Source organism: Pseudomonas sp. GW456-12-1-14-TSB6, from assembly GCF_059424205.1.
Genome location: NZ_JBWKZE010000019.1, coordinates 1 through 26089, shown reverse-complemented (window position 1 = coordinate 26089; position 26089 = coordinate 1). Strand labels below are relative to the sequence as shown.

The 26089-nt window shown below is 59.2% G+C and carries 17 protein-coding genes; 7 read left to right on the top strand and 10 right to left on the bottom strand.

The window, feature by feature from the left end; all coding sequences use genetic code 11:
* Positions 1 to 88 precede the first annotated feature (88 nt).
* The 3 genes from AC07Y2_RS18310 to AC07Y2_RS18300 all read right to left on the bottom strand — a co-directional run bounded on the left by AC07Y2_RS18310 (position 89) and on the right by AC07Y2_RS18300 (position 8972).
* A complete protein-coding gene (locus AC07Y2_RS18310; RefSeq protein ID WP_256587020.1) occupies positions 89 to 2671 on the bottom strand; it encodes a hypothetical protein in 2583 nt (860 codons plus the stop codon).
* Between the two features lie 7 nt (positions 2672 to 2678).
* Positions 2679 to 6494 carry an NEL-type E3 ubiquitin ligase domain-containing protein gene (locus AC07Y2_RS18305; protein WP_103386595.1) on the bottom strand — a complete coding sequence of 1272 codons (3816 nt, stop codon included), beginning with the start codon at positions 6492 to 6494 and terminating at the stop codon, positions 2679 to 2681.
* Positions 6495 to 6557: 63 nt separating this feature from the next.
* The gene (locus AC07Y2_RS18300) at positions 6558 to 8972 is read right to left on the bottom strand and encodes a hypothetical protein (RefSeq protein ID WP_146040488.1); all 2415 of its coding nucleotides are present in this window, start codon (positions 8970 to 8972) and stop codon (positions 6558 to 6560) included.
* Between the two features lie 401 nt (positions 8973 to 9373).
* Here AC07Y2_RS18300 and AC07Y2_RS18295 point away from each other — a divergent pair, with 401 nt between their 5' ends.
* The 5 genes from AC07Y2_RS18295 to AC07Y2_RS18275 all read left to right on the top strand — a co-directional run bounded on the left by AC07Y2_RS18295 (position 9374) and on the right by AC07Y2_RS18275 (position 19181).
* Positions 9374 to 11677, top strand: coding sequence for a YgiQ family radical SAM protein (locus AC07Y2_RS18295; RefSeq protein ID WP_039766786.1), 2304 nt, complete (start codon positions 9374 to 9376; stop codon positions 11675 to 11677).
* Between the two features lie 319 nt (positions 11678 to 11996).
* Positions 11997 to 15272: a transglutaminase family protein gene (locus AC07Y2_RS18290; RefSeq protein WP_103386597.1), complete on the top strand. Its 3276-nt coding sequence runs from the start codon at positions 11997 to 11999 to the stop codon at positions 15270 to 15272.
* Between the two features lie 88 nt (positions 15273 to 15360).
* Positions 15361 to 17847: a circularly permuted type 2 ATP-grasp protein gene (locus AC07Y2_RS18285; protein ID WP_103386598.1), complete on the top strand. Its 2487-nt coding sequence runs from the start codon at positions 15361 to 15363 to the stop codon at positions 17845 to 17847.
* The gene (locus tag AC07Y2_RS18280; protein WP_103386599.1) at positions 17847 to 18737 is read left to right on the top strand and encodes a transglutaminase family protein; all 891 of its coding nucleotides are present in this window, start codon (positions 17847 to 17849) and stop codon (positions 18735 to 18737) included. Before AC07Y2_RS18285 ends, AC07Y2_RS18280 begins: the two co-directional genes overlap by 1 nt.
* Positions 18738 to 18803: 66 nt before the next feature.
* The gene (locus AC07Y2_RS18275) at positions 18804 to 19181 is read left to right on the top strand and encodes an NUDIX hydrolase (protein WP_085667729.1); all 378 of its coding nucleotides are present in this window, start codon (positions 18804 to 18806) and stop codon (positions 19179 to 19181) included.
* A gap of 72 nt (positions 19182 to 19253) precedes the next feature.
* Here AC07Y2_RS18275 and AC07Y2_RS18270 read toward each other — a convergent pair whose 3' ends face one another.
* Together AC07Y2_RS18270 and AC07Y2_RS18265 are read right to left on the bottom strand one after the other, a co-directional pair.
* A complete protein-coding gene (locus tag AC07Y2_RS18270; RefSeq protein WP_064593122.1) occupies positions 19254 to 19436 on the bottom strand; it encodes a hypothetical protein in 183 nt (60 codons plus the stop codon).
* A gap of 68 nt (positions 19437 to 19504) precedes the next feature.
* Positions 19505 to 20092, bottom strand: a complete 588-nt coding sequence (locus AC07Y2_RS18265) for a cytokinin riboside 5'-monophosphate phosphoribohydrolase (RefSeq protein ID WP_103386600.1) — start codon at positions 20090 to 20092, stop codon at positions 19505 to 19507.
* A 340-nt stretch (positions 20093 to 20432) separates the two neighbouring features.
* Here AC07Y2_RS18265 and azu point away from each other — a divergent pair, with 340 nt between their 5' ends.
* Both azu and AC07Y2_RS18255 read left to right on the top strand, forming a co-directional pair.
* Positions 20433 to 20879 carry an azurin gene (azu, locus tag AC07Y2_RS18260; RefSeq protein WP_103386601.1) on the top strand — a complete coding sequence of 149 codons (447 nt, stop codon included), beginning with the start codon at positions 20433 to 20435 and terminating at the stop codon, positions 20877 to 20879.
* Between the two features lie 208 nt (positions 20880 to 21087).
* Entirely contained in the window at positions 21088 to 21996 is a 909-nt protein-coding gene (locus tag AC07Y2_RS18255) for a hypothetical protein (protein ID WP_103386602.1), read from the top strand.
* An 85-nt stretch (positions 21997 to 22081) separates the two neighbouring features.
* On the opposite strand, the gene nadE is transcribed toward AC07Y2_RS18255, so the two are convergent.
* From nadE to AC07Y2_RS18230, 5 genes are all read right to left on the bottom strand, one after another.
* Complete coding sequence (gene nadE, locus AC07Y2_RS18250; RefSeq protein ID WP_085648079.1) at positions 22082 to 22909, bottom strand: NAD(+) synthase; 828 nt, start codon at positions 22907 to 22909, stop codon at positions 22082 to 22084.
* A 4-nt stretch (positions 22910 to 22913) separates the two neighbouring features.
* Positions 22914 to 24137, bottom strand: a complete 1224-nt coding sequence (gene pncB / locus AC07Y2_RS18245) for a nicotinate phosphoribosyltransferase (protein ID WP_011332202.1) — start codon at positions 24135 to 24137, stop codon at positions 22914 to 22916.
* A 79-nt stretch (positions 24138 to 24216) separates the two neighbouring features.
* Positions 24217 to 24447, bottom strand: coding sequence for a hypothetical protein (locus AC07Y2_RS18240; protein ID WP_146040489.1), 231 nt, complete (start codon positions 24445 to 24447; stop codon positions 24217 to 24219).
* Positions 24440 to 24709 (bottom strand): hypothetical protein, encoded by a 270-nt coding sequence (locus AC07Y2_RS18235; protein WP_039766693.1) that lies wholly within the window; start codon positions 24707 to 24709, stop codon positions 24440 to 24442. Before AC07Y2_RS18235 ends, AC07Y2_RS18240 begins: the two co-directional genes overlap by 8 nt.
* A gap of 136 nt (positions 24710 to 24845) precedes the next feature.
* Positions 24846 to 26089, bottom strand: a 1244-nt coding sequence (locus AC07Y2_RS18230; RefSeq protein WP_103386604.1) for an alanine/glycine:cation symporter family protein, incomplete at its 5' end; no start/stop codon positions are given.

Genomic DNA, 26089 nt, shown 5'->3' with positions numbered 1-26089 from the left:
CGTTTCAACCGACTGCATCAGCCGGTTGAAACGGATGCTTCCGACAATCGTTGCTACAGGTCGGCTGAATTGTCAGAGAAGGGCGGTCCTATTTCGCCAGTTCAAATATTTTTCGTGCCGTTTTGCCGTCGAACGATTCACGCCAGATCGGGACGTGCGGCAAGCCGGCCTGCTCATCCTGGCGCTGGGACGAGGCGCCCCGTCTGGCCTGATCGAGCTTTTTGAGATGGGCACCCTTGACCGTGAAGTTCAGCGCGACGCTGTTCTTCCTGTCGTAGTGAAAATGGGCTTCCCACAAAGGTGAACCGTCGGATCGATCAGTGATGGAATAAACGTCCAGAAATGATTTGTTCTGGCCTTTGCCTACCGGCTGGCGATCAACAGTCCTGGTCGCGCCGAGCTCCGCGTGATCCAGCAGATAGTTCAGGCGCAGTATGTCCAGCACGTCCCGATCTTTGTACATCCGTATCAGGATCTTCTGTCCTTCGGCGGTCAATAAATTGCCAGCGTTTCGCAGACGACCGACCAGCCCCGTGATCTCGCGGTCCTCGGTTCCCTTGCTGTGGTGTTCAAGCAAACGTGCCTGCTCGTTGAGTCGGTCCGCCTCGGTACCCAGAAACTCGATGATTTCCGTCGGGTTGGTTTTTCCGGTTTCCTTGGCTCTTGCTTCGTCCTGATGAGTTTTGACTTCGGCCAACAAGCGGTTCGCTTCGCCAAGCAGCTGTAGCCTGGTCGTTGCGCCAATCGGCGGGCGTACGGGCAACCATTCACCTTCGCGTTTTTCGTATCGCTGAGGCAGATTGTTTGGGTGGAAAGGATCAGGCACCTTGAGGGTGACGTTGCCGTCTGGGGCAATTTCCTGTTCTCCCACCAGTACCTTGTAGGTGCCGCGCTGGCGGGTTCGAAATATTTTCCTTGGAGGAGGGGGAGGCGCCGCTTCCGCATGGACCGGTTGTGCAGGAACAAAATCGAAATCGATCTCCTGATCAAGACGGGGAAGCTCGGTATTGCGGTCAAAGGTGGCAAAGATCTCGGTCAGCGTGCTCTCGATTCTCTTCTCGAACAAATCGGTCAGCGCGATGATTTCTCTGAGGTGAGCAGTGTTTTCAGGCGTCTCGGAGGCCACTTGCGCTTCAAAACGGATCTTCTCTGCCTTGATCTGATCGAGGGCCAACAGCAGCGCGGGCGGTTGCTCTCGCCTGGGCACATTTTCCAGGTCTTCGCTGAACAGGCGGGCAGCCCGCGCCGATTGCATACCTGTGCCGGCAGGGTTTTCGGGGTTGTTCGCAAACAGGTACAGGTAGGCTATCAGCTTGTTGCAATTGACCTCGTCGGCTCCGTGAACGCTGCGGTTCATTTCGTCCAGTTCAACTGATCGCCTCGGTGCAACTTGTTTGATCTGATCCACCACCGTTTGACGGATGTCGAGCAGCTTGAGCTTCCTGTTGTAATGCCCAATGAGTTTCCTGTAACTATCGAGGTTGTAGGCCTGTACGCTGGGCTTGATTCGCAAATCCATTATTTGCAGGAGGCTGTTCAGGGCCACCACTCTGTCCATCCGGATTTTCTGCAAGCTCTGTGTGGTGAATCTTTCTTTGATTTGATGCTTCCAGTCCTCGTGGTCGATGAACCTTTTTGCAAAGTCATCATGCAGTCGGGTGTGCTTGAACAGGAGCAATTCAAGTTCGGCAAAGCTCAAGGTACGTTCGGCACTTCCAACGGGGAGGGCAAAAGCCTTTACCCAGAGAGCATTGGCGACATCGGTTGACTGGTTGATTGCTGCGTGAGCCGCCTCGAAGGGTTCCCATCCCACATGTTGGACCTGGGGTATCTGAACTCCCCGACGACGGTGCATTCCTCCCTTCAGACCCACGGATACTGCAAACCAGGCGTTCGCCTCGCCGCGGGAAATCGCCAGGGTTTCACCGGGCCGACTCGCGTTGTAGATATTTGTATCGTCGTTTGCCACGGGATCCGTGGGTTTGACAATGCGCCAGACCTTCTGTTGAGGAGAGGATGCATCGATATCCTGCATGACTTGATAGGCCTGATTTTCAATGACGACGTAACGCTTGCCTTCGAACGCGTATATCCCGTTGTCATCCGCCACCGCGTCAGTGAAGTCCAGAGAGGTACGGAAGTCTTCCAGGCGACGGCTGCTCAGACTGAAGGTCATCGACTCCGGATCGAGCATCGGGTACCAGAGCCTGCTGTCGGGGTCTTGCAGAAGCAGCGGGCCGGACGGGACTCGCTCACTGCTCAGCCTGGCGCGGTACAGGCCGCTCTCGCTGTCCAGGCCGACCAGAAAGATGCTGCCGTCGAGCATGTCGACAAACTGCCGTCCCTTGAACCACCTGAATCCCTGGGCATCGGGCTGAGGCAACTGGACATCAGACGCGATCCGGTATTCCTCCAGAGAGGGCCGCGTCGCTGGCATGTTTTGCGTTGTGGAAGGTATTTCGCTGATGTTCACTTGCGGCGCAGGGGTGATGGCATCCAGATCAATATCCGCCTGCGTTTTGCCCGACCCGCCGAGGCGTTCGCGATGGTGGATCACCGGCGAGGAGAACCGAGTCGGATCGGCTCCGGGAAGCGACTCGTTTGCTCGGCGTGAAGGAGGTGTATGTACTTCTACGGTAGTGTTGCCCCTGGAGGGCGGTTTTACTGGCATGGGGTGTTCATCCTTGAATACTTGATTCAGTCGTCGGCGTCATTGCCTTGTTTGGCTGCGAACCCGAAACGTGCGAATCATCGGGAGCAGCGGGTTGGTCCAGCTCCTGACGGGTCAGGGTCTGCATCAATGTCGCTTCATCTATTGCCAGTTGTCCTTGCAGATCATCGCTTTTCGCCTGGTATTGCTCCATGGTCAGTTGTTTGGCTTCGAGGCTTTCATGCAGCTCGGCGAGTCGGGCCTGATAAGGCTCGCGCTGCTCTTCGAATTGCTGTCGATACTTGCTCGTCAGGTAGTCTTTCCAGAATTCGCGTGAAAGCAGAGCCTGGCGTTCCGCAGGCGAGTTATCCAGGTCAATCACGGCTTTATAAACCCCGCTCAGCATTTCGCGGGTAACGCGACCCATCCCGATGAAACTGACGTTTTCTGGCTGGCCCGGAAGTTCAAGGGAGTCCTTGAGCCCGAATCGATAGGCCAGTCTGATTTCGACCTCTTCCTGCAAACGCAGGACGTGCGGTCGTTTTTCCTCCTCGGAAACCTGCGGATCCCTGACGATTGCTTCGCTGCGCTGAATATCTTCCGCAGCGAGTCTGTCGACTTCCTGCAAACGGAACAGACGGCGCGACAAATGCACCAGTTGCGGGCCCAGCGCGTGATCCCCGGCTTGTTTGCGGGCGCTGTAGACCATGGTCAGAACCTCGAGATTGCCAAAGGAGAAGGCCGCTCGATCGCAGCAGGCCGGTTCGCCGGCACGATCGAAAAGATCCCGACGCAATTGATCCGATTCAGCGCTGTTTTCACTGATCGAATCCAGAACGTTCCAGACCCTGCGCTGCAAATCCGGGTGTGCGACCGGGCCGGCGTTCAGGCGTTGCAACACGGTGAAGAAAGCTTGCGCCCCCTGTTGGCTGATCAATCTTTGCCACTGTTCCCGTTTCAGCGCAACCTGCTGTGCAGGCATGCCTTGAGTCCAGCGCAAGAGCCCGTCCGAAGGTGAATGCGCTGACGGAAGTGCGTTTCTGAGAAGAGTGTTTTCCAGGAATGCTTGTGTATTCAGCGACGGCTGGGCGCGAGTTATCGAGAGCAAGCGACTCAAGTCACCCGAGACCAGTCTCTGAGCAGCGACACGGTCGCGGAAACGCTGGATGCGCTCCAGGGAGACTTCTGACAGCGGGTTGCCACTCACGTCGGTCACACTGTTTACTCGAAGCTGCTGGAGCAGCAGTGCATCGGGAGGGTCGATGATTGCGTCCGGAATTGTCGTGATCCGATTGTCGTACAGCAGGATGTCTTCCAGCGCCGGTTGTGCCGATAGCCCGGGCGGCCAGGTATCAATGCTGGTGTTGCCCAGGTTCAGCGAGCGCATATCCGTGATTGCGCTGAAGTCCGGAGTGATGCCCAGTGGATTATCGTTGAGCATCAATGCTCGCAGCGTTACGCGTTCGGAGAGTATGCGAGCTGTTTCCGGCGTCAGCGTGATCCGATTGTTTTGCAGGGACAGCCGCGTCATGGCATGCATTTGTCCGATCGCGGCAGGAAGCTCGCGTAACTGGTTGTTCGACATGTCCAGCCAGCGGACATGCTGAAACCTCGCCAGGAAACCATCCGGGGAAACGCTCAGGTTCATGCCGCTCAGTTTCAGTGAACCGACATGACTGAAATCAACGTCGTTCAGATCCGGTACGCTGTCCAGGCGTAAACCGTTCAGTTTCAGTTCCAGGCCTATGGGCGTTCCATCGGCGGCGTACTTTTGCGGTGTTTCACGTCTCCAGCAAGCGAGTATTCGTGTTTTCGCCCTGTAACGATCGCCCAGTCTGTCGGGATCGAGTTGCATCTGGTTTGCCCGCACGTAGCGCTGCCGGGAACCGCCACCGGAAAACGACCAGGCATTCAACTGACTTTCCAGGGTCTGAAACTCTCGTTCGAGCCGTGTAATTGTGGCTTCCGTATCCGGCCCCAGGCCGCTCAGGAATTCTCGGGCCTCGTGGATGCTTTTATGGGGGTGGATGTTCTGAAGTCGCTTTACCAACGGGCTGGGAAGAATGAAGGCATCTTTGACGGTGTAGATCTCGTTGATGGGATATCGATTCGAGGCGAGCTCCCAGAAGCGGTCGAAATGCTGCCAGTAGCCCTCGGAGAACTGATTGCCGTCCAGCAGTGTGACGGCATTGATCCGGACTTGGGTGAGCCCTTGTTCACCGCTTGGGTCGAGCAGCTCGGGCGGGACCTCGCGCAATCGGTTGGAGCGCAGGTCGATCTGGTCCATTTCGGTTTGAGTCCGTAATCCCGCTGGCCACTGATCGATTCCTGTATGGCTGAGATTGAGATTTCTCAGCTCGGACATGTTGCTGAAGTCAGGTGTCATGCCCAGGGGGTTACCCGACAGATCAAGTTGCTTGAGCCTGACCATGCTGCCGAGTGCTTGCGCACCTTTTTGATCCAGCACAATCCGGTTGGAGTGCAGATCGAGCATGGTCAGTTCGGGCATCGCGCGGATCGAGTCAGGAACTGCGGTGAGCCCCGATTCGACAATGCTCAGGCGGGTAAGTCGTGGGAAATGTGTCAGAAAGTCATCGCCGGTGCCTGGCCAGGCTATGCCTTTGATTTTCAAAACCTCGATATGCCCAAAACTCACCTTCAGGGGCGGAAGTGCTCCTCCTCCGCCCTCCGGCAGCCAGAGAATCGTGCCTGATTCTCGGCGCCAGCAACGCAGGATGTGATCGTTTACACGAACTGCCCAGTGCTTGTGGGCCTGTGAAGCCTCGGCGGTTTGCTGGATCCAGGCCACCAGATCCTCTTTCAGAGTCGCTAATTCGGCCTCCAGTCGTTTCAGTCCACCTTCGACATCCTTTCCCAGTGAATCCATGGCGGCTCTGAGCCCCGGCTCATCAAGGGCCGGGTAAAGCTTGCGAAGACGCCCCAGATGCGTTTGCAGGAACCGGCCGAGCGCGGCGTTCAGTTGAGCGCCGGACGGATTGCCTGAGGTGTTTCCCCGTCCCGGAAACATCCCCCCTGCGCCGCCGACGACCAGTCCGCTCCAGCCGATCCGCTCATCATAGAAAACAGCTTCCGACCTGCCCGGGCGCGTGGCGACATATCGGTTGTGCTCGTCCCGGGCCACCGCATCCTGGGGCCGGACGATGCGCATCACCTGAAGGTTCGGCGAGGATGCCTCCACATCATGCATGGCCTGATAAGCCTGATTGTCGATGACCAGGTAGAGCTTGCCTTCGAAACGATGCAATCCATCGCTGTCAGGCACCTGGTTAGAAAAGTCCAGAGAGGTACGGAAGTCTTCCAGGCGACGGCTGCTCAGACTGAAGGTCATCGACTCCAGATCGACCATCGGGTACCAGAGCCTGCTGTCGGGGTCTTGCAGAAGCAGCGGGCCGGACGGGACTCGCTCACTGCTCAGCCTGGCGCGGTACAGGCCGCTTTCGCTGTCCAGGCCGACCAGAAAGATGCTGCCGTCGAGCATGTCGACAAACTGCCGTCCTTTGAACCACCTGAATCCCTGGGCATCGGGCTGAGGCAACTGGACATCAGACGCGATCCGGTATTCCTCCAGAGAGGGCCGCGTCGCTGGCATGTTTTGCGTTGTGGAAGGTATTTCGCTGATGTTCACTTGCGGCGCGGGTGCGATGGCATCCAGATCGATATCCGCCTGCGTTCTGCCCGACCCGCCGAGGCGTTCGCGATGATGGATCACCGGCGAGGAGAACCGAGTCGGATCGGCTCCGGGAAGCGACTCGTTTGCTCGGCGTGAAGGAGGTGTATGTACTTCTACGGTAGTGTTGCCCCTGGAGGGCGGTTTTACTGGCATGGTTATTCATCCTTGAATCATGGTTGCATCAGCTCCCTTGGTCGGAGTGATGCGCATTGGCGGCTATTGCCGAACCGGTGTCCCGGCGGCCGGTTCGCTTGCGCAGTCGAAGAGCTTTTGCGCAACTTTCGGGCTGATGTATTCCCGCCAGATGGGCTGGTGGGCAAGGCCCGCCTGCTCCTGGCGTTGCTGAAATGCGCTGCCCGCTCCGGCCTGGGCGAGTGTTTTCATGTGTGCTCCCCTGACCGTGTAATCCAGCGCCGGGCGATCCTGTCGGTCGTAATGGAAGTGGGCCTCCCATAGCGGGGTATTGGCGGAGCGGTCATTGATCGAATAGACGTCGAGAAATGATTTGTCCTTGCCCTTGCCCAGCTGCTTGCGGGCAACGATCTTGATGACATTGAGCTGCGAATGTTCGAGCAGGTAGTTCAGTCGCAACACGTCCAGTACTGCCTTCTCCTTGTACATGCGGACCATGATGTCGCGTCCCGCTGTACTGAGCGAATCACCGGCTGCTTTCAGGCGAGCGATGACGCTGGCGGCCTGCGCATCGCTGGCAATACCCTCGATGCTCTCCAGACGGCTGGCCAATCCGTGAAGCTCGTCGGCGCTTTCGTCCAGTGATTCCCGAATACTGGTCGGATTGGACTTGCGGCTTTCCATCGCCAGTCCCTCGTCCAGTAATCCATCGACCCTGGCCAGCAGCTGAGTTGCCTGGCCGAGCAGTTGGGGAGGGGAAGCCGCTGGTGACGCAGAGCGCATGGGGCGCCATTCGCCCTGTCTTTTCTCGTAGCGTTGAGGCGGATCTTGCGGTTTGAACGGGTCTGGAACGTCAATGGTGACGCTACCGTCCGGATCGACTTGCCTGACCCCTACCAGAACCCGATAAGTCCCATGCTGGCGGGTCCGGAAGATCTTTCGCGGGGCGCTCGGGGTGGCGGTCGGAACGGACTGCTGCGGCACGAAGTCCAGGTCGATGTCCTGATCGAGTGCGGGCCACTCGGTGTTGCTGTTGACCCTGGCGTAGATATCGTTCAGCTGGCCGTCGATCCTCGACTCGAATGTTCCGAGTACGGACATCGCTTCGTGCAGGTAGGGTGTCTTCGTGGTGGGCAAAGCCGGCAACAGATCTTCGAAACGGCCTTTTTCCAGTCTGATTTCATCGAGTGCCAATTGCAGGACAACTGGCCGGGACTGTCCGGAAACGTTGTGCAGCTCTTCTACAAACAGGTTGACGGCCATGTAGCTGCGCATTCCGAACGGCGGCGGGATGGTCGGATCATCGGCGAGCAGGCGCAGGCAGAGGTTGTATCGGGCGCAGTTGATCTGATCAACGCCGGGTATTCCCCGGTTGAGCTCTTCGATTTCGGATGTGGCGCTGCGGGATACCTTGCGTACCTGATCCATCACGGCCTGGCGGTCATCGAGGACCCGCAGTTTTTTGTTCATGTGAGCGAGGTTGCCTTTCAGCGAATCAACCGTCATCAGTGCAACCGAGGGATAAACCCGGCGATCCATGATGGCGAGCAGTTTGTTTAAATAGTCGACCCTGGCCAGCTGTTGCTCATGCAGCTCGGTTTTGTAGACGCCGCCGGCTTTCATCATGACCAGCCAGTCCTTGTTGTCGATGAGTGACTGGACGAACTCGGTCTGAAGGCGGATATGTTTGAGGGTGTGGACTTCAAGTCCGATCAGCTCCGCTCTTTCGAGGTCGCTGCCTTCCGGCAAATGTTTGGCGACGTCCCAGAGTTCATTGAAGCGCGCGTCCGAGGCTTGCAGCGCAGCAAAGGCTTCCCTGATGGGCTCGTACCGCTGCAGCAAATGCGCAATGTTGGCTCGGGCAGTGGCGGTCCGGGGCATTCCACCCAGAAGGCCGGAGCGGCTCGAAACCCAGCCGTGATCGGCGTCTCGAACAATGCCCAGGGTTTCACCGGCACGGCTTGGGCGATAAACGTTCTCGGTGTCGTGGGCGACCGGATCCTTCGAATTGACGATGCGCCAGACCTTCCTGGCGGGAGAGGAAGCGTCGATGTCGCGCATGACCTGATAGGCATGGCCTTCAATGACCGCGTATCGCTTGCCTTCAAAACCGTGCAGTCCGTCGCTGTCTGGCGATGCACCGGCGAAATCCAGGGGGGTGCGAAAGCCTTCCAGACGTTTTTGTGGCAACGGGTAACCGATCAGGTCAGCGTCGTCGGGCGAAAACCAGCGCAGGCTGAATGGATCCTGCAGCAGGATCGGCCCGGAAGGTTTCAATTCGCCGGGCAGTTTGGCGCGGAACAACCCGTTGTCAGGGTCCTGGCCCACATGCAGGACGTGGCCATCCTCGGTATTGACGAAAAGTCGACCTTTCAGCTGGATGAGACCCTGATCGTCGGGATCCGGCAGCGAGCCGCCAGGACGGATGCGATAGTCCGCCAATGAAAGCGGCGCTGGAATCACCGGTATTGCGGAATTCGGGATTTCGCTGACAGTCAACGGTGGTGCCGGTGTTATTGCATCCAGATCACCGACAGTCGGCAACCTGGCTAGTCTCTGGTCGGGAACGGGAGGTTGGTTGATCGGGGGCAATCGCGAGGCAGTGTCACTCCTGAAGAGAGGGTCTTTGACCGGGCGCGAGGGCGGAGCATGTACTTCAGCGGTAGTAATCCCCCTTGGAGGCGGTTTTACGGGCATGTCTTTTCATCCTTGAATACTGATTCAGTTGTCGGCGTCATTGCCTTGTTTTGCTGCGAACCCGAAAGGTGCGACACATCGGGAGCGGACCGGGAGCGGGAAACGGCAATTGGAGAAACCGACCACGGTCGTCGGAATTGGTCAAAATTTGTGCTATATTCCGCGCCCGCGAAATTCAATGAAAGCCAACACCGGTTATCGACATGCAAGCAGCCAAGCCGTTATTTGACTATCCAAAATATTGGGCCGAATGTTTCGGGCCAGCGCCGTTCCTGCCCATGAGCAGGGAGGAGATGGATCAGCTTGGCTGGGATTCCTGCGACATCATCATTGTTACGGGGGATGCCTACGTCGATCACCCGTCGTTCGGCATGGCGATCATCGGCCGGCTGCTGGAGTCGCAAGGCTTCCGCGTCGGGATCATCGCGCAGCCGAACTGGCAGTCCAAAGACGACTTCATGAAGCTCGGCGAGCCGAACCTGTTCTTTGGCGTCGCGGCCGGCAACATGGATTCGATGATCAACCGCTACACTGCCGACAAGAAAATCCGTTCCGACGACGCCTACACCCCGGGCGGCATGGCCGGCAAGCGTCCCGACCGCGCGAGCCTGGTCTACAGCCAGCGCTGCAAGGAAGCCTACAAGCACGTGCCGATCGTGCTCGGCGGCATCGAAGCCTCCCTGCGCCGCATCGCCCACTACGACTACTGGCAGGATCGCGTGCGCAACTCGATCCTGATTGACGCCAGCGCCGACATCCTGCTGTACGGCAACGCCGAGCGGGCGATTGTCGAAGTCGCCCAGCGTCTGTCCTACGGGCACAAGATCGAAGACATCACCGATGTGCGCGGCACCGCGTTCATCCGTCGCGACACACCCGCGGGCTGGTACGAAGTCGACTCCACGCGCATCGACCGTCCGGGCAAGATCGACAAGATCATCAACCCGTACGTCAACACTCAGGACACTCAGGCTTGCGCGATCGAGCAGGAGAAGGGGCCGGTTGAAGACCCGCAGGAAGCCAAGGTCGTGCAGATCCTGGCCAGCCCGAAAATGACCCGTGACAAGACCGTGATCCGCCTGCCGTCGATGGAAAAGGTGCGTAACGACCCGGTTCTGTACGCCCACGCCAACCGCGTGCTGCACCTGGAAACCAACCCGGGCAACGCCCGTGCGCTGGTGCAGAAGCATGGCGAGATCGACGTCTGGTTCAACCCGCCGCCGATTCCGATGACCACTGAAGAAATGGACTACGTGTTCGGCATGCCTTACGCACGTGTTCCGCACCCTGCGTACGGCAAGGAAAAGATCCCGGCCTACGACATGATCCGTTTCTCGGTGAACATCATGCGTGGCTGCTTCGGCGGCTGCACCTTCTGCTCGATCACCGAGCACGAAGGCCGGATCATCCAGAACCGTTCCGAAGAGTCGATCATTCGCGAAATCGAAGAGATCCGCGACAAGGTGCCGGGCTTCACCGGCGTCATTTCCGACCTCGGCGGCCCGACCGCGAACATGTACCGCATCGCCTGCAAGAGCCCGGAAATCGAATCCGCGTGCCGCAAGCCGTCCTGCGTGTTCCCGGGCATCTGCCCGAACCTGAACACCGACCACTCGTCGCTGATTCAGCTGTACCGCAGCGCCCGTGCGTTGCCGGGTGTGAAGAAGATCCTGATCGCCTCCGGCCTGCGTTACGACCTCGCGGTCGAGTCGCCGGAGTACGTCAAGGAGCTGGTGACCCACCACGTCGGCGGTTACCTGAAGATCGCCCCGGAACACACCGAGGAAGGTCCGCTCAACCAGATGATGAAACCGGGGATCGGCACCTACGATCGCTTCAAGCGCATGTTCGAGAAGTACACCAAGGAGGCGGGGAAAGAGCAGTACCTGATCCCGTACTTCATCGCCGCGCACCCGGGCACCACCGACGAAGACATGATGAACCTGGCCCTGTGGCTCAAGGGCAACGGCTTCCGCGCCGATCAGGTGCAGGCGTTCTATCCGTCGCCGATGGCCACCGCCACCGCGATGTATCACTCGGGCAAGAACCCGCTGCGCAAGGTCACTTACAAGAGCGACGGCGTGACCATCGTCAAGAGCGAAGAGCAGCGCCGTCTGCACAAGGCGTTCCTGCGTTATCACGACCCGAAGGGCTGGCCGATGCTGCGTGAAGCGCTGACCCGCATGGGTCGCGCCGACCTGATCGGGCCGGGCAAGAACCAGTTGATCCCGCTGCATCAGCCGGCCACCGACAGCTACCAGAGTGCCCGTCGCAAGAACTCGACGCCGGCCGGCAGCCACAAGGTCGCGAAAGAGAAGACCACCAAGATCCTCACCCAGCACACCGGCCTGCCACCGCGCGCCAGCGACGGCGGCAATCCGTGGGACAAGCGTGAACAGGCCAAGGCCGCGGCATTCGCCCGCAACCAGCAGGCCGCCAAGGAGCGCAAGGAAGCCGCGAAAGGCAAAGGGCCGAAACCGGCACGCAAGCCGGTCGTACCGCGCTGAAACGCACTTGAGCCAAAACAGAACGCCAACCTTCGGGTTGGCGTTTTGCTGATCGTTCCCACGCTCTGCGTGGGAATGCCTCTAGGGACGCAGAGCGTCACGGGCTGCATTCCCACGCAGGAGCGTGGGAACGATCACGGGAGAGGGTCAGGGGAAGGGGCTCTTCGCAACATTTGCGTGCAACTGTGCCAAACCATTTCACCGCATCGCCCGATTTTGGTGCTGTACTGCCCTAAGCATTCCGGGAAAGCGCCCAAGCCTCTGCATGGCATAAGTCTTGCGCGCTTTCGAATACGCTTGGGCTCGCAGGAGGCACGCCGTGTCGATTCATGTCGCATTGCATCACGTCACGCATTACCGCTACGACCGCGCTGTCGAACTCGGCCCGCAGATCGTGCGTCTGCGCCCGGCTGCCCACAGCCGCACGCGGATTCTGTCTTATTCACTGAAAGTCTCGCCCGAGCAGCACTTCATCAACTGGCAGCAGGACCCTCAGGGCAACTACCTCGCACGGCTGGTGTTCCCCGAGAAAACCGCCGAACTGCGGATCGAGGTCGATCTGTTGGCCGAGATGGCGGTGTTCAACCCGTTCGACTTTTTCCTCGAACCCTACGCCGAGAAAATCCCCTTCGCCTACGCCGCCGATGAACGCAAGGAACTGGCGCCGTACCTCGAAACCCTGCCGCTGACGCCGAAATTCCAGGCCTATCTGGACGCCATCGACCGCACACCATTGCCGGCCGTGGATTTTCTGGTGGCGCTCAACCAGCGTCTGAGCGAAGACATCAATTACCTGATCCGCATGGAGCCGGGTGTGCAGACCCCGGAACACACCCTCGAACACGCCTCCGGCTCCTGTCGGGATTCGGCGTGGCTGCTGGTGCAACTGCTGCGCAACCTCGGGCTGGCGGCGCGTTTTGTCTCCGGTTACCTGATTCAACTGACCGCCGACGTGAAAAGCCTCGACGGCCCGTCCGGCACCGAAGTGGACTTCACCGACCTGCACGCGTGGTGCGAGGTGTATCTGCCCGGCGCCGGCTGGATCGGTCTCGATGCGACGTCGGGGTTGTTCGCCGGTGAAGGGCATATCCCGCTGGCCTGCAGTCCTGATCCGTCCTCGGCCGCGCCGATCAGTGGCTTGGTGGAGCCTTGCGAGTGCGAGTTCAGCCACGAAATGTCCGTGGAGCGGATCTGGGAAGCACCGCGGGTCACCAAGCCCTACACCGATGAGCAATGGCTGGCGATCCAGGCGCTGGGCCGGCAGATCGATGCCGACCTGCTGGAAGGCGATGTGCGCCTGACCATGGGCGGCGAACCCACCTTCGTGTCCATCGACGACCCCGACGGCGCCGAGTGGAACACCGCCGCGCTGGGTCCGGACAAGCGCCGGCTCTCCGCCGAACTGTTCCAGCGCATGCGCAAACATTACGCGCCCAAAGGGCTGGTGCATTTCGGTCAGGGCAAATGGTATCCGGGTGAGCAACTGCCGCGCTGGTCACTGAATTGCTACTGGCGCCGGGACGGTGTGCCGATCTGGCACAACAACGCACTGATCGCCGATGAGCAGCAGGATTACGGCGCTACGGGTGAGCTGGCCGGGCGCTTTCTGGCGAGTGTCGCCGAGCGCCTGAAACTGCCGACACGCTTCGTGTTCCCGGCCTACGAAGACAACTTCTATTACCTCTGGCGCGAGGGCGCCTTGCCGAGCAACGTCAGCGCCGAAGACTCGCGTCTGGAGGAGCCGCTGGAACGTGCGCGGCTGCGCAAGGTGTTCAGTCAGGGGCTGGACAAGGTTATCGGCCAGGTGTTGCCGCTGGCGCGCACCGCCAAGGGCGATCAATGGCAGAGCGGGCGTTGGTATCTGCGCGGTGAGCATTGCCGGCTGGTGCCGGGGGATTCACCGCTGGGCTATCGCCTGCCGCTGGGCTCGCAGCCCTGGGTGAAGGCAGCGGAGTATCCGTTCATTCATCCGAACGACCCGAACCAGGATTTCCCCGAGCTGCCCGAAACCTCGCAGCTCAACGACCACCGTGAGCCGGCTCCGGCAGACGAGCGTGTACCGAAGATCGATGAGTCCGCCGACTGGCTGACCCGCACCGCCTTGTGCGCCGAGGCCCGGGAAGGCCGGTTGTACCTGTTCATGCCGCCGCTGGAGCGGGTCGAGGATTATCTGGAACTGGTCGCGGCCATCGAAGCCACCGCCGAAGAGCTGCATTGTCCGGTGTTGCTGGAAGGCTACGAGCCGCCGAGCGATCCGCGCCTGAGCAATTTCCGCATCACCCCGGATCCCGGCGTGATCGAGGTCAACGTGCAGCCGTCCGCGACGTGGGACGAGTTGGTCGAACGCACCGAGTTTCTGTACGAAGAAGCGCGCCAGACCCGACTTTCCACCGAGAAATTCATGGTCGACGGGCGGCACACCGGCACCGGCGGTGGTAACCATTTCGTGCTCGGCGGCGCGACACCGGGCGATTCACCGTTTCTGCGCCGTCCGGACCTGCTGCGTAGCCTGATCAGTTACTGGCACAACCATCCTTCATTGTCGTACCTGTTTTCCGGTCTGTTCATCGGCCCGACCTCTCAGGCGCCGCGGGTCGACGAAGCGCGCAACGACGCGCTGTATGAACTGGAAATCGCTTTCGCACAAATGCCGGCGCCGGGAGAGGAATGCCCGCCGTGGCTGGTCGATCGCCTGTTGCGCAATCTGCTGATCGACGTCACCGGCAACACCCACCGCGCCGAGTTCTGCATCGACAAGCTGTATTCACCGGACGGCGCCACCGGGCGCCTCGGGTTGCTGGAGTTGCGTGGTTTCGAGATGCCACCCCATGCGCGCATGAGCCTGGCGCAGCAGCTGTTGTTGCGAGCGCTGGTGGCGCGGTTCTGGCGCGAGCCCTATGCGCCGCCGAAACTGGCGCGCTGGGGTACGGAGCTGCACGACCGCTTCATGTTGCCGCACTTCATCGAGCAGGACTTCGCCGACGTCATCGTCGAACTCAACAATGCCGGTTACCCCCTGCGCGCTGAATGGTTCGCGGCGCACCTTGAGTTCCGTTTTCCCAAGGTCGGCGATTACGCCGTCAACGGTATCGAGCTGGAATTGCGCCAGGCCCTTGAACCCTGGCACGTGCTGGGCGAGGAGGGCGCGGCGGGCGGCACGGTGCGCTACGTTGACTCATCGCTGGAGCGTTTGCAGGTCAAGCTTGCGGGGCTGCCGCCGCAGCGCTATCTGCTGACCTGCAATGGCATCCCGGTGCCGCTGCAACCGACCGGACGGGTTGGCGAGTTTGTCGCGGGTGTGCGTTTCCGCGCGTGGCAACCGGCCAATTGCCTGCAACCGACGATCCCGGTGCATGCGCCGCTGGTGTTCGACTTGCTCGATACCTGGATGCAGCGCTCGCTGGGCGGTTGCCAGTACCACGTCGCGCATCCGGGCGGGCGCAATTACGAGACGCTGCCGGTCAATGCCAACGAAGCGGAGAGCCGGCGCATGGCGCGGTTCTTCCGCATCGGACACACGCCGGGGAAACTTCCGATACCGAACCTGACAATCTCCGACGAGCTACCGATGACTCTCGATTTACGACGTTTTTGATTCGTACACGACCCCCGGATTTTTCGTATATCCGGGCGTCATGTGCCTGCGTTAGTCTGACCGTTCCTTGCCGGCTGCCGAGCTTTCCATGCCTGACCTGCTTGACCGCTACCCGCTGACGGCGGGCACCTATCACGAACTGCTCGACGACAGCGGAGCGGTGCGCCCGCACTGGCGGCGGCTCGTCGACCAATTGCAGCGCAGCACCCCGGCGCAACTGGTGCAGCGTCAGGCGTTGCTGACCCGGCAGATTCAGGAAAACGGCGTTACCTACAACGTCTATGCCGACCCAAAGGGGGCGGACCGTCCGTGGGAACTGGATCTGCTGCCCCACGTGATCGCCGCCGATGAGTGGCAACAGCTGTCCGCCGGAATCGCCCAGCGCGCGCGGCTGCTCAATGCGGTGCTGGCAGATCTGTACGGCCCGCAGCGGTTGATCCGCGAAGGCTTACTGCCGGCGGAGCTGGTGTTCGGCCACAACAACTTTCTCTGGCCCTGTCAGGGCATTGCGCCGCCGGACGGTGCCTTTCTGCATCTGTATGCCGTGGATCTGGCGCGCACGCCGGACGGGCGCTGGTGGGTGACGGCGGATCGTACCCAGGCGCCATCGGGTGCCGGTTACGCGCTGGAAAACCGCACCATCGTGTCCCGCGCCTTCCCCGAGTTGTATCGGGATCTGAAAGTGCAGCACCTGGCCGGCTTCTTCCGCACCTTGCAGGAAACCCTGGCCCGTCAGGCACCCTGCGACGATGACGCGCCGCTGGTGGTGTTGCTGACCCCGGGGCGCTTCAACGAAAGCTATTTCGAACATCTTTATCTGGCCCGCCAGCTCGGTTATCCGCTGGTGGAGGGCGGTGACCTGACGGTGCGTGATGCCACGGTCTACCTGAAAACCCTCAGCGGCCTGCGCCGGGTGCACGCGATCCTGCGTCGGCTCGACGATGACTTCTGCGATCCGCTGGAGTTGCGCACCGATTCCGCGCTGGGCGTTCCCGGATTGCTGGACGCGGTGCGTCAGGGCCGGGTGCTGGTGGCCAACGCGCTGGGCAGCGGCGTGCTGGAGTCGCCGGGGCTGCTGGGTTTTCTGCCGAAGATCAATCAGTACCTGTTCGGCGAAGAGCTGATTCTGCCGTCCATTGCCACGTGGTGGTGCGGCGAAGCGCCAGTGTTGGCCCAGGCCCTGGAGAAACTGCCGGAGCTGTTGATCAAACCGGCGTTCCCGTCGCAAAGCTTCGCTCCGGTTTTTGGCCGGGATCTGAGCGAAAAACAGCGTGAAAGTCTCGCTGCGCGCATGCAGGCACGCCCTTATGCGTATGTTGCGCAAGAACTCGCCCAGTTGTCCCAGGCGCCGATCTGGCAGCCCGAGGACGGGCAACTGCAGCCCCGGGCAATCGGCATGCGCATGTACGCGGTGGCCAGTCACGATGGTTATCGGGTGCTGCCCGGTGGCCTGACCCGGGTCGCGGCCGAAGCCGATGCCGAAGTGGTGTCGATGCAGCGCGGTGGTGCGAGCAAGGACACCTGGGTGCTGGGGGATCGGCCGCCGAGCGGTGAGCAGTGGAAAGCCCAGCGCAATATCGGCGTACCTGATCTGGTGCGACGCGATCCGTATCTGCCGTCGCGGGTGGTTGAAAACCTGTTCTGGTTCGGCCGTTACTGCGAGCGCTGCGACGACAGCGCGCGGCTGCTGCGGATCATGCTCGCGCGCTACGTCGACGGCGATGACCCGCAAGCCCTGCAGGCTGCGGTGGATCTGGGCGAGCGGCTGATGCTGCTGCCGGATGAAGGCGAACTGCCGGAACGCTTGCTTGCGGCGCTGCTCGGCGAGGACTGGTCGTTCAGCCTGCGCTCCAACCTGCAGCGCTTGCAGTGGGCGGCTTCGCAAGTGCGCGGCAAGTTGTCCCGGGAAAACTGGCAGGCGCTGGTGGAGCTGCAACGTGAGGCTGCGGAACTGGACACCGACGAACCGGACTTCGGCGAGTTGCTGGATTTTCTCAACCGGCTGGTGATGTCGCTCGCGGCGCTGTCCGGGTTTGCCCTCGACGACATGACCCGTGACGAAGGGTGGCGCTTCCTGATGATCGGCCGGCGGATCGAGCGCCTGCAATTTCTCAGCAGCAGCCTCGCGGGTTTCTTGCGTGGCGCCGGGGCGTTCGATCAGGCCGGGCTTGAGTGGTTGCTGGAATTGGGCAACAGCAGCATCACCTATCGCTCGCGTTATCTGGCAGTGGCGCAGTTGATTCCGGTGCTCGACCTGTTGCTGCTGGACGAGCAGAACCCCCATGCGGTGCTGTTCCAGTTGAAGCTGGTGACCCGCACCCTCAAGCGGCTGAATGATGACTTCGGTGTGCCGAGGGAGGCAGGATTGCCGCCGCTGGTCGAGCGTCTGGCGCGTTTCGACCTGAGCTGTCTGGAGAATCCTCTGTTTGGCGAGTCCAGCGTGCGCTCGGCCCTCGATGGTCTGGCGGATCTGCTGCAGGAGATCGCCGACGCCAGCAGTCAGGTCTCGGACCGTCTGGCCCTGCGCCATTTCGCCCATGTCGATGATGTCAGCCAGCGTACGGTGTCCGTCTGATGAGCGCCCATTACCAGATCTTTCACGACACCTGCTATCGCTACGACAGCCCGGTGTCCCTGGCCCAGCAACTGGCGCATCTGTGGCCGCGCGAATGCGACTGGCAGCGCTGCACCGAACAACAATTGCTGATCAGTCCGGAGCCGACCACTCGCCGTGACGAGCAGGATGTCTTCGGCAATCCGCTGACCCGCCTGGCCTTCGAACGGCCCCACGATGAATTGCAGGTCAACGCACGGCTGACGGTCGAAGTGCTGGCGCGGCCCGTGGTGGATTTCCACCAGTCACCGGCCTGGGAAATGACCCGCAACGCGCTGACCTACAGCAGCCAGCCGCTGTCCGCCTCGTTGCTGGAAGCCTGTCGCTACCGATTTCAGTCGCCCTACGTGCATCTCAAACGCAGCTTCGTCGAGTTTTCGGAGAGCTGTTTCCCGGCCGGCAGACCGTTGATGCTGGGTGTGCAGGCCTTGATGCAGAAGATCTTCAGCGAATTCACCTTCGATGCCGAAGCGACCCAAGTCGCCACTCCTCTGGTGGAGGTGCTGGAGCGGCGGCGCGGGGTCTGTCAGGACTTCGCGCACCTGATGCTCGCCTGTGTGCGATCACGGGGATTGGCGGCGCGTTACGTCAGCGGCTACCTGCTGACCCAGCCGCCACCGGGGCAGCCACGGTTGATCGGCGCCGATGCATCCCATGCCTGGGTCTCGGTGTTTTGCCCGGTGCTGGGCTGGGTGGATTTTGATCCGACAAACAATGTGCAGCCGGCACTGGAGCACATCACCCTGGCCTGGGGCCGGGATTTTTCCGATGTCTCGCCGTTGCGCGGGGTGATTCTGGGGGGAGGGAGCCATGATCCGGAGGTGCGGGTCACGGTGATGCCACTGGAATAACGGAGTTCAGAAATGTGGCCCGCTCCTTAATGGTTCTGTGTTGTAACAGCTGATGAGGGATTTCCAATGTTTCCGGTTTCAATCAAAGGTGTTCTGCAAAACCCGGAAGGTAAGGTTGTGCTGATGCTCAACGAGCGTGACGAATGGGAATTACCCGGGGGACGGATTGAGTTGGGTGAAACGGCGCAGGAATGTCTGGCTCGGGAAATTGCAGAAGAGCTGGACGTGAACGTGGCAGTGAGGACGCCGGTGGACTCCTACCTGTTTGAAGTCATCCCGGGCAAGCATGTCTTTATCTCGACCTATCGCTGCCAGCTGCTGGGCGAGTTCAAGCCGACCATCAGTCACGAGCACAAGAAGATTGGCCTGTTCGACCCGGCACAACTGCCGGTTAACCTGCCGGGGGGCTATCGCGAGTCGATTGCCAAAGCGCTGGGTCTGTAAGGGCCGGCGGTGAAGCCGCCAGCCCCGTCACGGATCAATGGAGCCTGATTCGATCATCAAGCCCGATGTGGCTCAGGCGTCGGGCGCCGGGTCTTTCGGTGTCTCAACATCATCATCTTCAGTCGCCACTTCACCGTCAGGGTTCAGTGCCGCTTCTTCAGCCATCTGTTTCTTGCGCTGAAGCTTTTCCTCTTTCTTCTGTTCCTTGGCCAGGTCACGTTGACGTTTGGCGAAGGAGTAATTGGGTTTGGCCATGGGCGATCCTCTGGGGTCGAAGGTGAGGTTGAGCGGCGCGTATTCTGCCCTGTATCGGTGCCCGGCGGTTAACCGGGTTTCTGGTCGACCCATTTGGGGGTGACGGTGGGGGTCCAGTTGTCGAGGGCTTCGAGCAGCGTTTGCGGCGATTCACTCACTTGCAGCATGTCACGGTGCGGCGCGCGAACGAAGCCTTCGCCGACGATGTGATCGAGAAATGCAGTGAGTTTGCTGTAGAAACCGTTCACCTCGAGCAGGCCCAGTGGCTTGCCGTGATAGCCGAGCTGGCCCCAGGTCCAGACTTCGAACAGCTCCTCCAGGGTGCCAAGGCCACCTGGCAGGGCAATGAACGCATCGCTGAGTTCGGCCATCCGCGCCTTGCGCGCATGCATGCCGTCGACCACTTCCAGACGCGTCAGGCTCTTGTGACCGATTTCCTTGTCCATCAGGCTCTGCGGGATGATGCCGATCACTTCGCCGCCGGCCCCCAGTGCAGCGTCGGCGACAATCCCCATCAGGCCGACAGCGCCACCGCCGTAGACCAGCGTCAGCTTACGCTCGGCGATAGCTGTGCCGAGGGCGATGGCGGCTTCGGTGTACGCCGGGGTGGTGCCGGCGTTGGCACCGCAAAATACACAAACGGATGTGAGAGACATGCCTTCCTCCTGGGTCAATCGGTCACAGGGTAATGGCTGGCACGCCTTGATCCAAGGGCTAGACTTCGCGTTTCGGGGTTTCACAGGTGCCGCTGGCGCCACAGGCGTAAGCAGCGAGCAGACTGCACAACAGGCTGTTGAAGGACATGACGGATGCTCCAGATGAGTGTTGAGCCCTGAAGATACGACCCGGCCATACGTCTGGCTGTTAGATTGTTTCGATGAGTGTCATAGCCTGAAAGTTGTATACAATTTTTGACTCAAGTCATAGGAACTTGCGAAGATTTCAGGCAGTCTTCCAACCATTCGTGTTTTGTTAACCCTGCCTTGGAGATTCACCATGTTTTCCAAAGTTGTTGCGGTATCCCTGCTGGCGCTGGCCAGCAGCCAATTGATGGCTGCCGAGTGCAAAACCACCGTTGATTCCACCGACCAGATGTCCTTCAACACCAAGGCCATCGAAATCGACAAGAGCTGCAAGACCTTCACCGTCGAGCTGACCCACTCCGGCAGCCTGCCGAAGAACGTCATGGGCCATAACCTGGTGATCAGCAAAGAAGCCGACATGCAGCCGATCGCCACCGACGGCCTGGCCGCCGGCATCGACAAGAACTACCTCAAGGACGGTGACGAGCGCGTTATCGCTCACACCAAGATCATCGGCGCCAAGGAAACCGACTCGTTGATCATCGACGTGTCCAAGCTCAAGGCTGACGAGAAGTACGGCTTCTTCTGCTCGTTCCCGGGCCACATCTCGATGATGAAAGGCACCGTGACCCTGAAGTAATTCGGTTCACGGATAACACGAAAGACGCCGCTGCAAGTGATTGCAGCGGCGTTTTTTTCTGCAGAGCAAAGTGTAACTGATGATAACCGTCGGTCTGAAATGCACCTCAACCTGTAATTTCTGACAGTAGACGCAGATTTCAAAGATGAGTCAGATGAGGAGGCGCTTAGATGTCTTTGCGTTTCCCTTCAGAAAAAGGAGTTTTTGTATGACTGATCAAGAGAAACTGCCCGCGCAACACACTTTGGTTCAGACGGGGCAGAGGAGTACTGCGAAAAGTACAACCATTATCGAATCCGTTACTGATGGTGATGGTAAACCTATTGAAGATGGCGGTTTCGCGGAAAATCGAAATTTATCTATTATTGGTAGTGCTGCTCCTGATCAAAAGGCACAGCTCCTTGATTACGGTGAACCCGCACACCCTCCCGTATATGTTGATAGAAGTGGCCACTACAGTTTGATCGCTCCAGATCAGAAAAACGGGGTACATCTCTACACCGTGAAAACCACCGACGAGCAAGTCTCTGCTTCATACACAGTTCACGTGGTAGCGCCTCAGGACGCCAGTATTTCGTGGATAAGCAATTCCAACGGAGATGTCATCGAAAATGGTGATAGCACGACATCTGTCGATCTGAAATTTGAAGGCAGCGGTGAGTCAAATTCGAAAGTCACACTTAAGGATAAAGGAGTTACCGTAGGCATTCTGAACGTCCTTGAAGGGGGGTGGAGTGCTGCACTGACAGGGCTGCAACCCGGGGAGCATGAATTCACAGTGGTAGGAAGCACTGGTGTTGAGTCCAAACCCTGGATCGTTGTGATTGTGGGCAGCGTGACGCTAACTATTCAGTTTCTTTTGGGAGAGAGCGGGCAGTTGATCGGTAATCAGGAGCAGACGACTGATACATCATTAACGGTTGTAGGTACGGCAAACCGAAGTGAAAAAGGAAAAATAGTCGACTACGACAACAACCTGGTTGAATTCGTGACCGACCCGAATGGAATTTTCACGGCTAAGATTTCGAATCTGGCGCAAAAGGTTCATACCATCAGAGCGATAACGGATGATGGTCGAATCTCGGCCCCTCGGGTGTTCAGGGTTGTTAAAGCATAAGCCCGTTAAATCTGCCATCGAGTCTTGAGCAAAGAAAAGCCCGCTGAGGATCACTTCTCAGCGGGCTTTTTCATTCACTCACCGATCATGGCGCAAACGGCATGACCCGCTTGTGATGAGTCTTTTTGTAGGTGTTGACGATGATGTCGAACGCTTCCTGACGCACCGGCTCGCCGTGCAGGAACGCGTCGATCTCGGCGTAGGTCACGCCGTGGGAGGCCTCGTCCGGCTTGCCCGGCGACAGGTCTTCCAGATCCGCCGTCGGCACTTTTTCCACCAGCGATTCCGGTGCGCCGAAGCTGCGGGCGATGGCCCGGACCTGGTTTTTCACCAGACCGCTGAGCGGGGCCAGATCGCAGGCGCCGTCACCGAACTTGGTGAAGAAACCCATTACCGCTTCCGCCGCGTGGTCGGTGCCGATCACCAGGCCATGGGCCGCGCCGGCGATGGTGTACTGGGCGACCATGCGCATCCGGGCCTTGGTGTTGCCGAGCACGAAATCCACCGACACCGCGTGCTTGCCTTCGAAGGCTGCGACTTCGCTGGCCAGGGATTTGACCGCCGGGCCGATGTTGACGGTGTGGCGCTCGTCCGGGGCGATGAAGTCTACCGAAGCCTGGGCATCGTGTTCATCGAACTGCACGTCGTACGGCAGGCGCACTGCGATGAACTTGTAGGCCTCATCGCCGGTGCGCTCGCGCAGTTCACGCATGGCGCGCTGGGCCAGCAGGCCGGCGGTCAGTGAGTCGACCCCGCCGCTGATGCCCAGCACCAGGGTCTTGAGTCCGGAACTGGTCAGGCAATCCTGGATGAAGGTGATGCGGCGGGCGACTTCCGCTTCGAGGGCCTGGTGATCGGCGAACGGCGGCTGAACGTTGAGCTGTTCAGCAATCTCACGCTGTACGGCTTGCATGAATTCACTCCTTGCTGGAAAGGCTGGAAACGGCAGGAACCTGGAAAACGTGTCGCAAATAGGCGACGAAATTCGGGTCTTTGCAGTGGGTCTTGCCCGGCTCGTCGGAGATCTTCGCCACCGGTTGGCCGTTGCAGGCGGTCATTTTAAGCACGATGCTCATCGGTTCGACACCCGGAATGTCACAGGTCAGGTTGGTGCCGATGCCAAAGCTGACATTGATCCGGCCGCGCAGCGCCCGGAAGATCTCCAGCGACTTGGGCAGGGTCAGGCTGTCGGAGAACACCAACGTCTTGCTCATAGGATCGATGCCGAGCTTGTGATAGTGGGCGATGCATTTTTCGCCCCACAGCACCGGGTCCCCGGAGTCGTGGCGCAGACCGTCGAACAGCTTGGCGAAGAACAGATCGAAATCGCCGAGGAAAGCGTCGGTGGTAATGCAGTCGGTCAGGGCGATCCCCAGCAGGCCGCGATATTCGCGAACCCAGCAATCGAGGGCGGCGATCTGGCTGTCGATCAGTCGTGGGCCGAGTTGCTGGTGAGCCATGATCCATTCGTGGGCCATGGTGCCCAGCGGTTTCATGTCCAGTTCGCGGGACAGATGCACGTTGCTGGTGCCGACGAAACGCCCGGGGAAATCGTGCTTGAGCACGTTCACCACTTCTTCCTGCACGCGGTAGGAAAACCTGCGACGGGTGCCGAAATCGGCGACCTGCAACTGCGACAGTTCTTCCGCCGAGGCATTGGCGGTGAGCCAGTCGAACTTGCGGTAAAGCTGTTCGCGAGCCTGTTCCAGCACCGTTTCACGGTAGCGATAGCGGTTGCGCACTTCGCTGACGATCGCCAGCAGCGGCACTTCAAACAGAATCACATGCAGCCATGGCCCGCGCAGGCGGATGAACAGCTCGCCGTTCTCGATGCCGGTGTGCAGATAGCGCAGGTTGAAACGGAACAGACCGAGGAAGCGCAGGAAATCCGGCTTGAGGAACGAGATGCGCTCGAGAAAACTCAACTGATCGGCGCTCAGGCTCAACTCGGCCAGACGCTCGACCTGGAAGCGGATCTCCGCCAGGTACGGGCGCAGATCTTCACTGTTACGGCAACGAAACTCCCATTCGACTTCGACGTTGGGGTAGTTGTGCAGCACCGCCTGCATCATCGTCAGTTTGTAGAAGTCGGTGTCGAGCAGGTTCTGCACGATGCGATCGGCAAACACGCTCTCGCTCATAACGGGGTCTCCAGGCGGGCCGCGCGTTGGCGCGGTATCAATCAATGGCGCTAGTGGCGCATATCCTGGATGAAGATTGCTAGCGATTTTTTGTTCGGTGGCCTGCTTTTGTTTTTGACGGCTTTTGCTTTTTTTTTCCTGCAGCCGCTTTTTGTTCGGGATACAAATCGAGGGAGGCTTGAATGACCAGCTCAAGTCGTTCCCAACTTTTTATGTACTCTGCGAGACGCGAATGCCTAGGGATGAGGTTGGTTTCAACCGCTTTGATCATTGCTGCCCTGAGCATTGCATAGGTTGCTTTTTCAGCCATGAGTGAAGTCTCCCTTGAAGGAAACCTGGTCGAGTGTGTCAACGCCATCTTGAAGTAATACATAAACGGGAAGTATCAGTCGGTACAGATCTGAGTCATTGATGTCCTTGATGGTTACGGATGTCAGGGTCTCCAGAAGGCTGACAGCAGCGCGGATTCTGAAGCAGGCATCTTCGAACAACTGGCTGGGTGCGGCGTGTGTATCTATCAAGTAAGTTGGACTGTTGGTCGCATTGGCTTTAAGTGGGGAATAACGATTCATCGGACGCGTCCTGATAATTGTTTTTGGCTTAATTAGTAGAAGAGCTGTTTGTTTTTCCAGCCAATTTGGTGGGGGCGTAAGTATTGGTTTGCTGAGCCATTGCGGGGTCGAATGGCTCAGCGCTCGGCTTAAGTATTTAAGCTGATCGTGTAGTTGCTTCGTTGGCTAGCGATGACAAACTGCGATTTATCGTTTGTAGTTCTCTTGGTTGCGGCGGCCAAGCCAACGGGTCGAGATCAAGATCAAGAAACTTGCTGGAATCGAAAATGGGCGTATTGATTCCGATACGACGCTGCTCGTCGTAATCTCGCAAGATCCGAAGACAAACTTTAAACAGCAGTGCCATGGCTACAAGGTTGACCAGCGCCAGCAACGTCATGGTGATGTCGGCGAAAGCAAGCACGGTCGAAAGATCCTCTACCGCCCCCCATAACACCAAAACCAATACCAGCGATCGGTAGAAGAACAGCGTTTTTCGAGGCTCGCCAAACATGAACCGAAGGCTGTTTTCCCCGAGGTAATAGTTGTAGAGCATCGCCGTGAAGACGAACAGCGCCAGCACCACACTGATGAACATTCGCCCCCATTCACCGACCACGGCTGCCAACGAGTTTTGTGCCAACGCAACACCGTCGCCCTCAAATCCAGGCGAGTAGAAACCCGAAAGCAAAATGAGTAATGCCGTGCACGTACAAATCACGAACGTGTCGATGAATACGCTGAATGCCTGCACCACGCCCTGTGCCACGGGATGGTCGGTTTTCGCCACGGCAGCAACATTGGGAGCGCTGCCCAGGCCCGCTTCATTGGAAAACACACCACGTCTCACACCCATGACGATTGCGCTGCCGATCAATCCACCAAAGGCTTGATCCAGACCGAACGCGCTTTGGATGATAGTCATCAGCATTGGTGGAACCTGATCGAACTGCAGCACGATCACGTAACTCGTCACGCCGACGTAAGCGAGAACCTTCAACGGCACCAACAAGTCGGCTACGGCAGCTATTCGTTTTATCCCACCCATAAAAACTGCCCCGAGCAGCAGGGACATTGTGAGTCCTGACCACATGGGCGCCAGACCGAAAGCGTCTTTCAGCGAATGTGAGACTGCATGCGATTCGAGACCATTGATTGCAAATCCAAACGTCACTAGCAGTAGAAGCGCTGCAATTGTTCCGAGCCAGCGTTTGTCCAGACCGTGCTCGATGTACCAAGAGGGGCCGCCTCGAAACAGGCCATTCCCATCGCTACGTTTGTAGAGTTGGCCCAGTGTGCATTCGAAGAAGCTACTCGACATGCCGAGCAAGGCTGTCATCCACATCCAGAACACGGCGCCGGGTCCTCCCATGCTCACTGCAATCCCTACCCCGACGATGT

Coding starts and splice junctions, on each gene's coding strand:
- AC07Y2_RS18255 (WP_103386602.1), top strand. CDS start 21,088: ATGACTGATCAAGAGAAACTGCCCGCGCAACACACTTTGGTTCAGACG.
- AC07Y2_RS18240 (WP_146040489.1), bottom strand. CDS start 24,447: ATGGCTGAAAAAGCAACCTATGCAATGCTCAGGGCAGCAATGATCAAA.
- AC07Y2_RS18305 (WP_103386595.1), bottom strand. CDS start 6,494: ATGCCAGTAAAACCGCCCTCCAGGGGCAACACTACCGTAGAAGTACAT.
- azu (WP_103386601.1), top strand. CDS start 20,433: ATGTTTTCCAAAGTTGTTGCGGTATCCCTGCTGGCGCTGGCCAGCAGC.
- pncB (WP_011332202.1), bottom strand. CDS start 24,137: ATGAGCGAGAGCGTGTTTGCCGATCGCATCGTGCAGAACCTGCTCGAC.
- AC07Y2_RS18280 (WP_103386599.1), top strand. CDS start 17,847: ATGAGCGCCCATTACCAGATCTTTCACGACACCTGCTATCGCTACGAC.
- AC07Y2_RS18235 (WP_039766693.1), bottom strand. CDS start 24,709: ATGAATCGTTATTCCCCACTTAAAGCCAATGCGACCAACAGTCCAACT.
- nadE (WP_085648079.1), bottom strand. CDS start 22,909: ATGCAAGCCGTACAGCGTGAGATTGCTGAACAGCTCAACGTTCAGCCG.
- AC07Y2_RS18275 (WP_085667729.1), top strand. CDS start 18,804: ATGTTTCCGGTTTCAATCAAAGGTGTTCTGCAAAACCCGGAAGGTAAG.
- AC07Y2_RS18285 (WP_103386598.1), top strand. CDS start 15,361: ATGCCTGACCTGCTTGACCGCTACCCGCTGACGGCGGGCACCTATCAC.
- AC07Y2_RS18270 (WP_064593122.1), bottom strand. CDS start 19,436: ATGGCCAAACCCAATTACTCCTTCGCCAAACGTCAACGTGACCTGGCC.
- AC07Y2_RS18295 (WP_039766786.1), top strand. CDS start 9,374: ATGCAAGCAGCCAAGCCGTTATTTGACTATCCAAAATATTGGGCCGAA.
- AC07Y2_RS18265 (WP_103386600.1), bottom strand. CDS start 20,092: ATGTCTCTCACATCCGTTTGTGTATTTTGCGGTGCCAACGCCGGCACC.
- AC07Y2_RS18310 (WP_256587020.1), bottom strand. CDS start 2,671: ATGCCAGTAAAACCGCCCTCCAGGGGCAACACTACCGTAGAAGTACAT.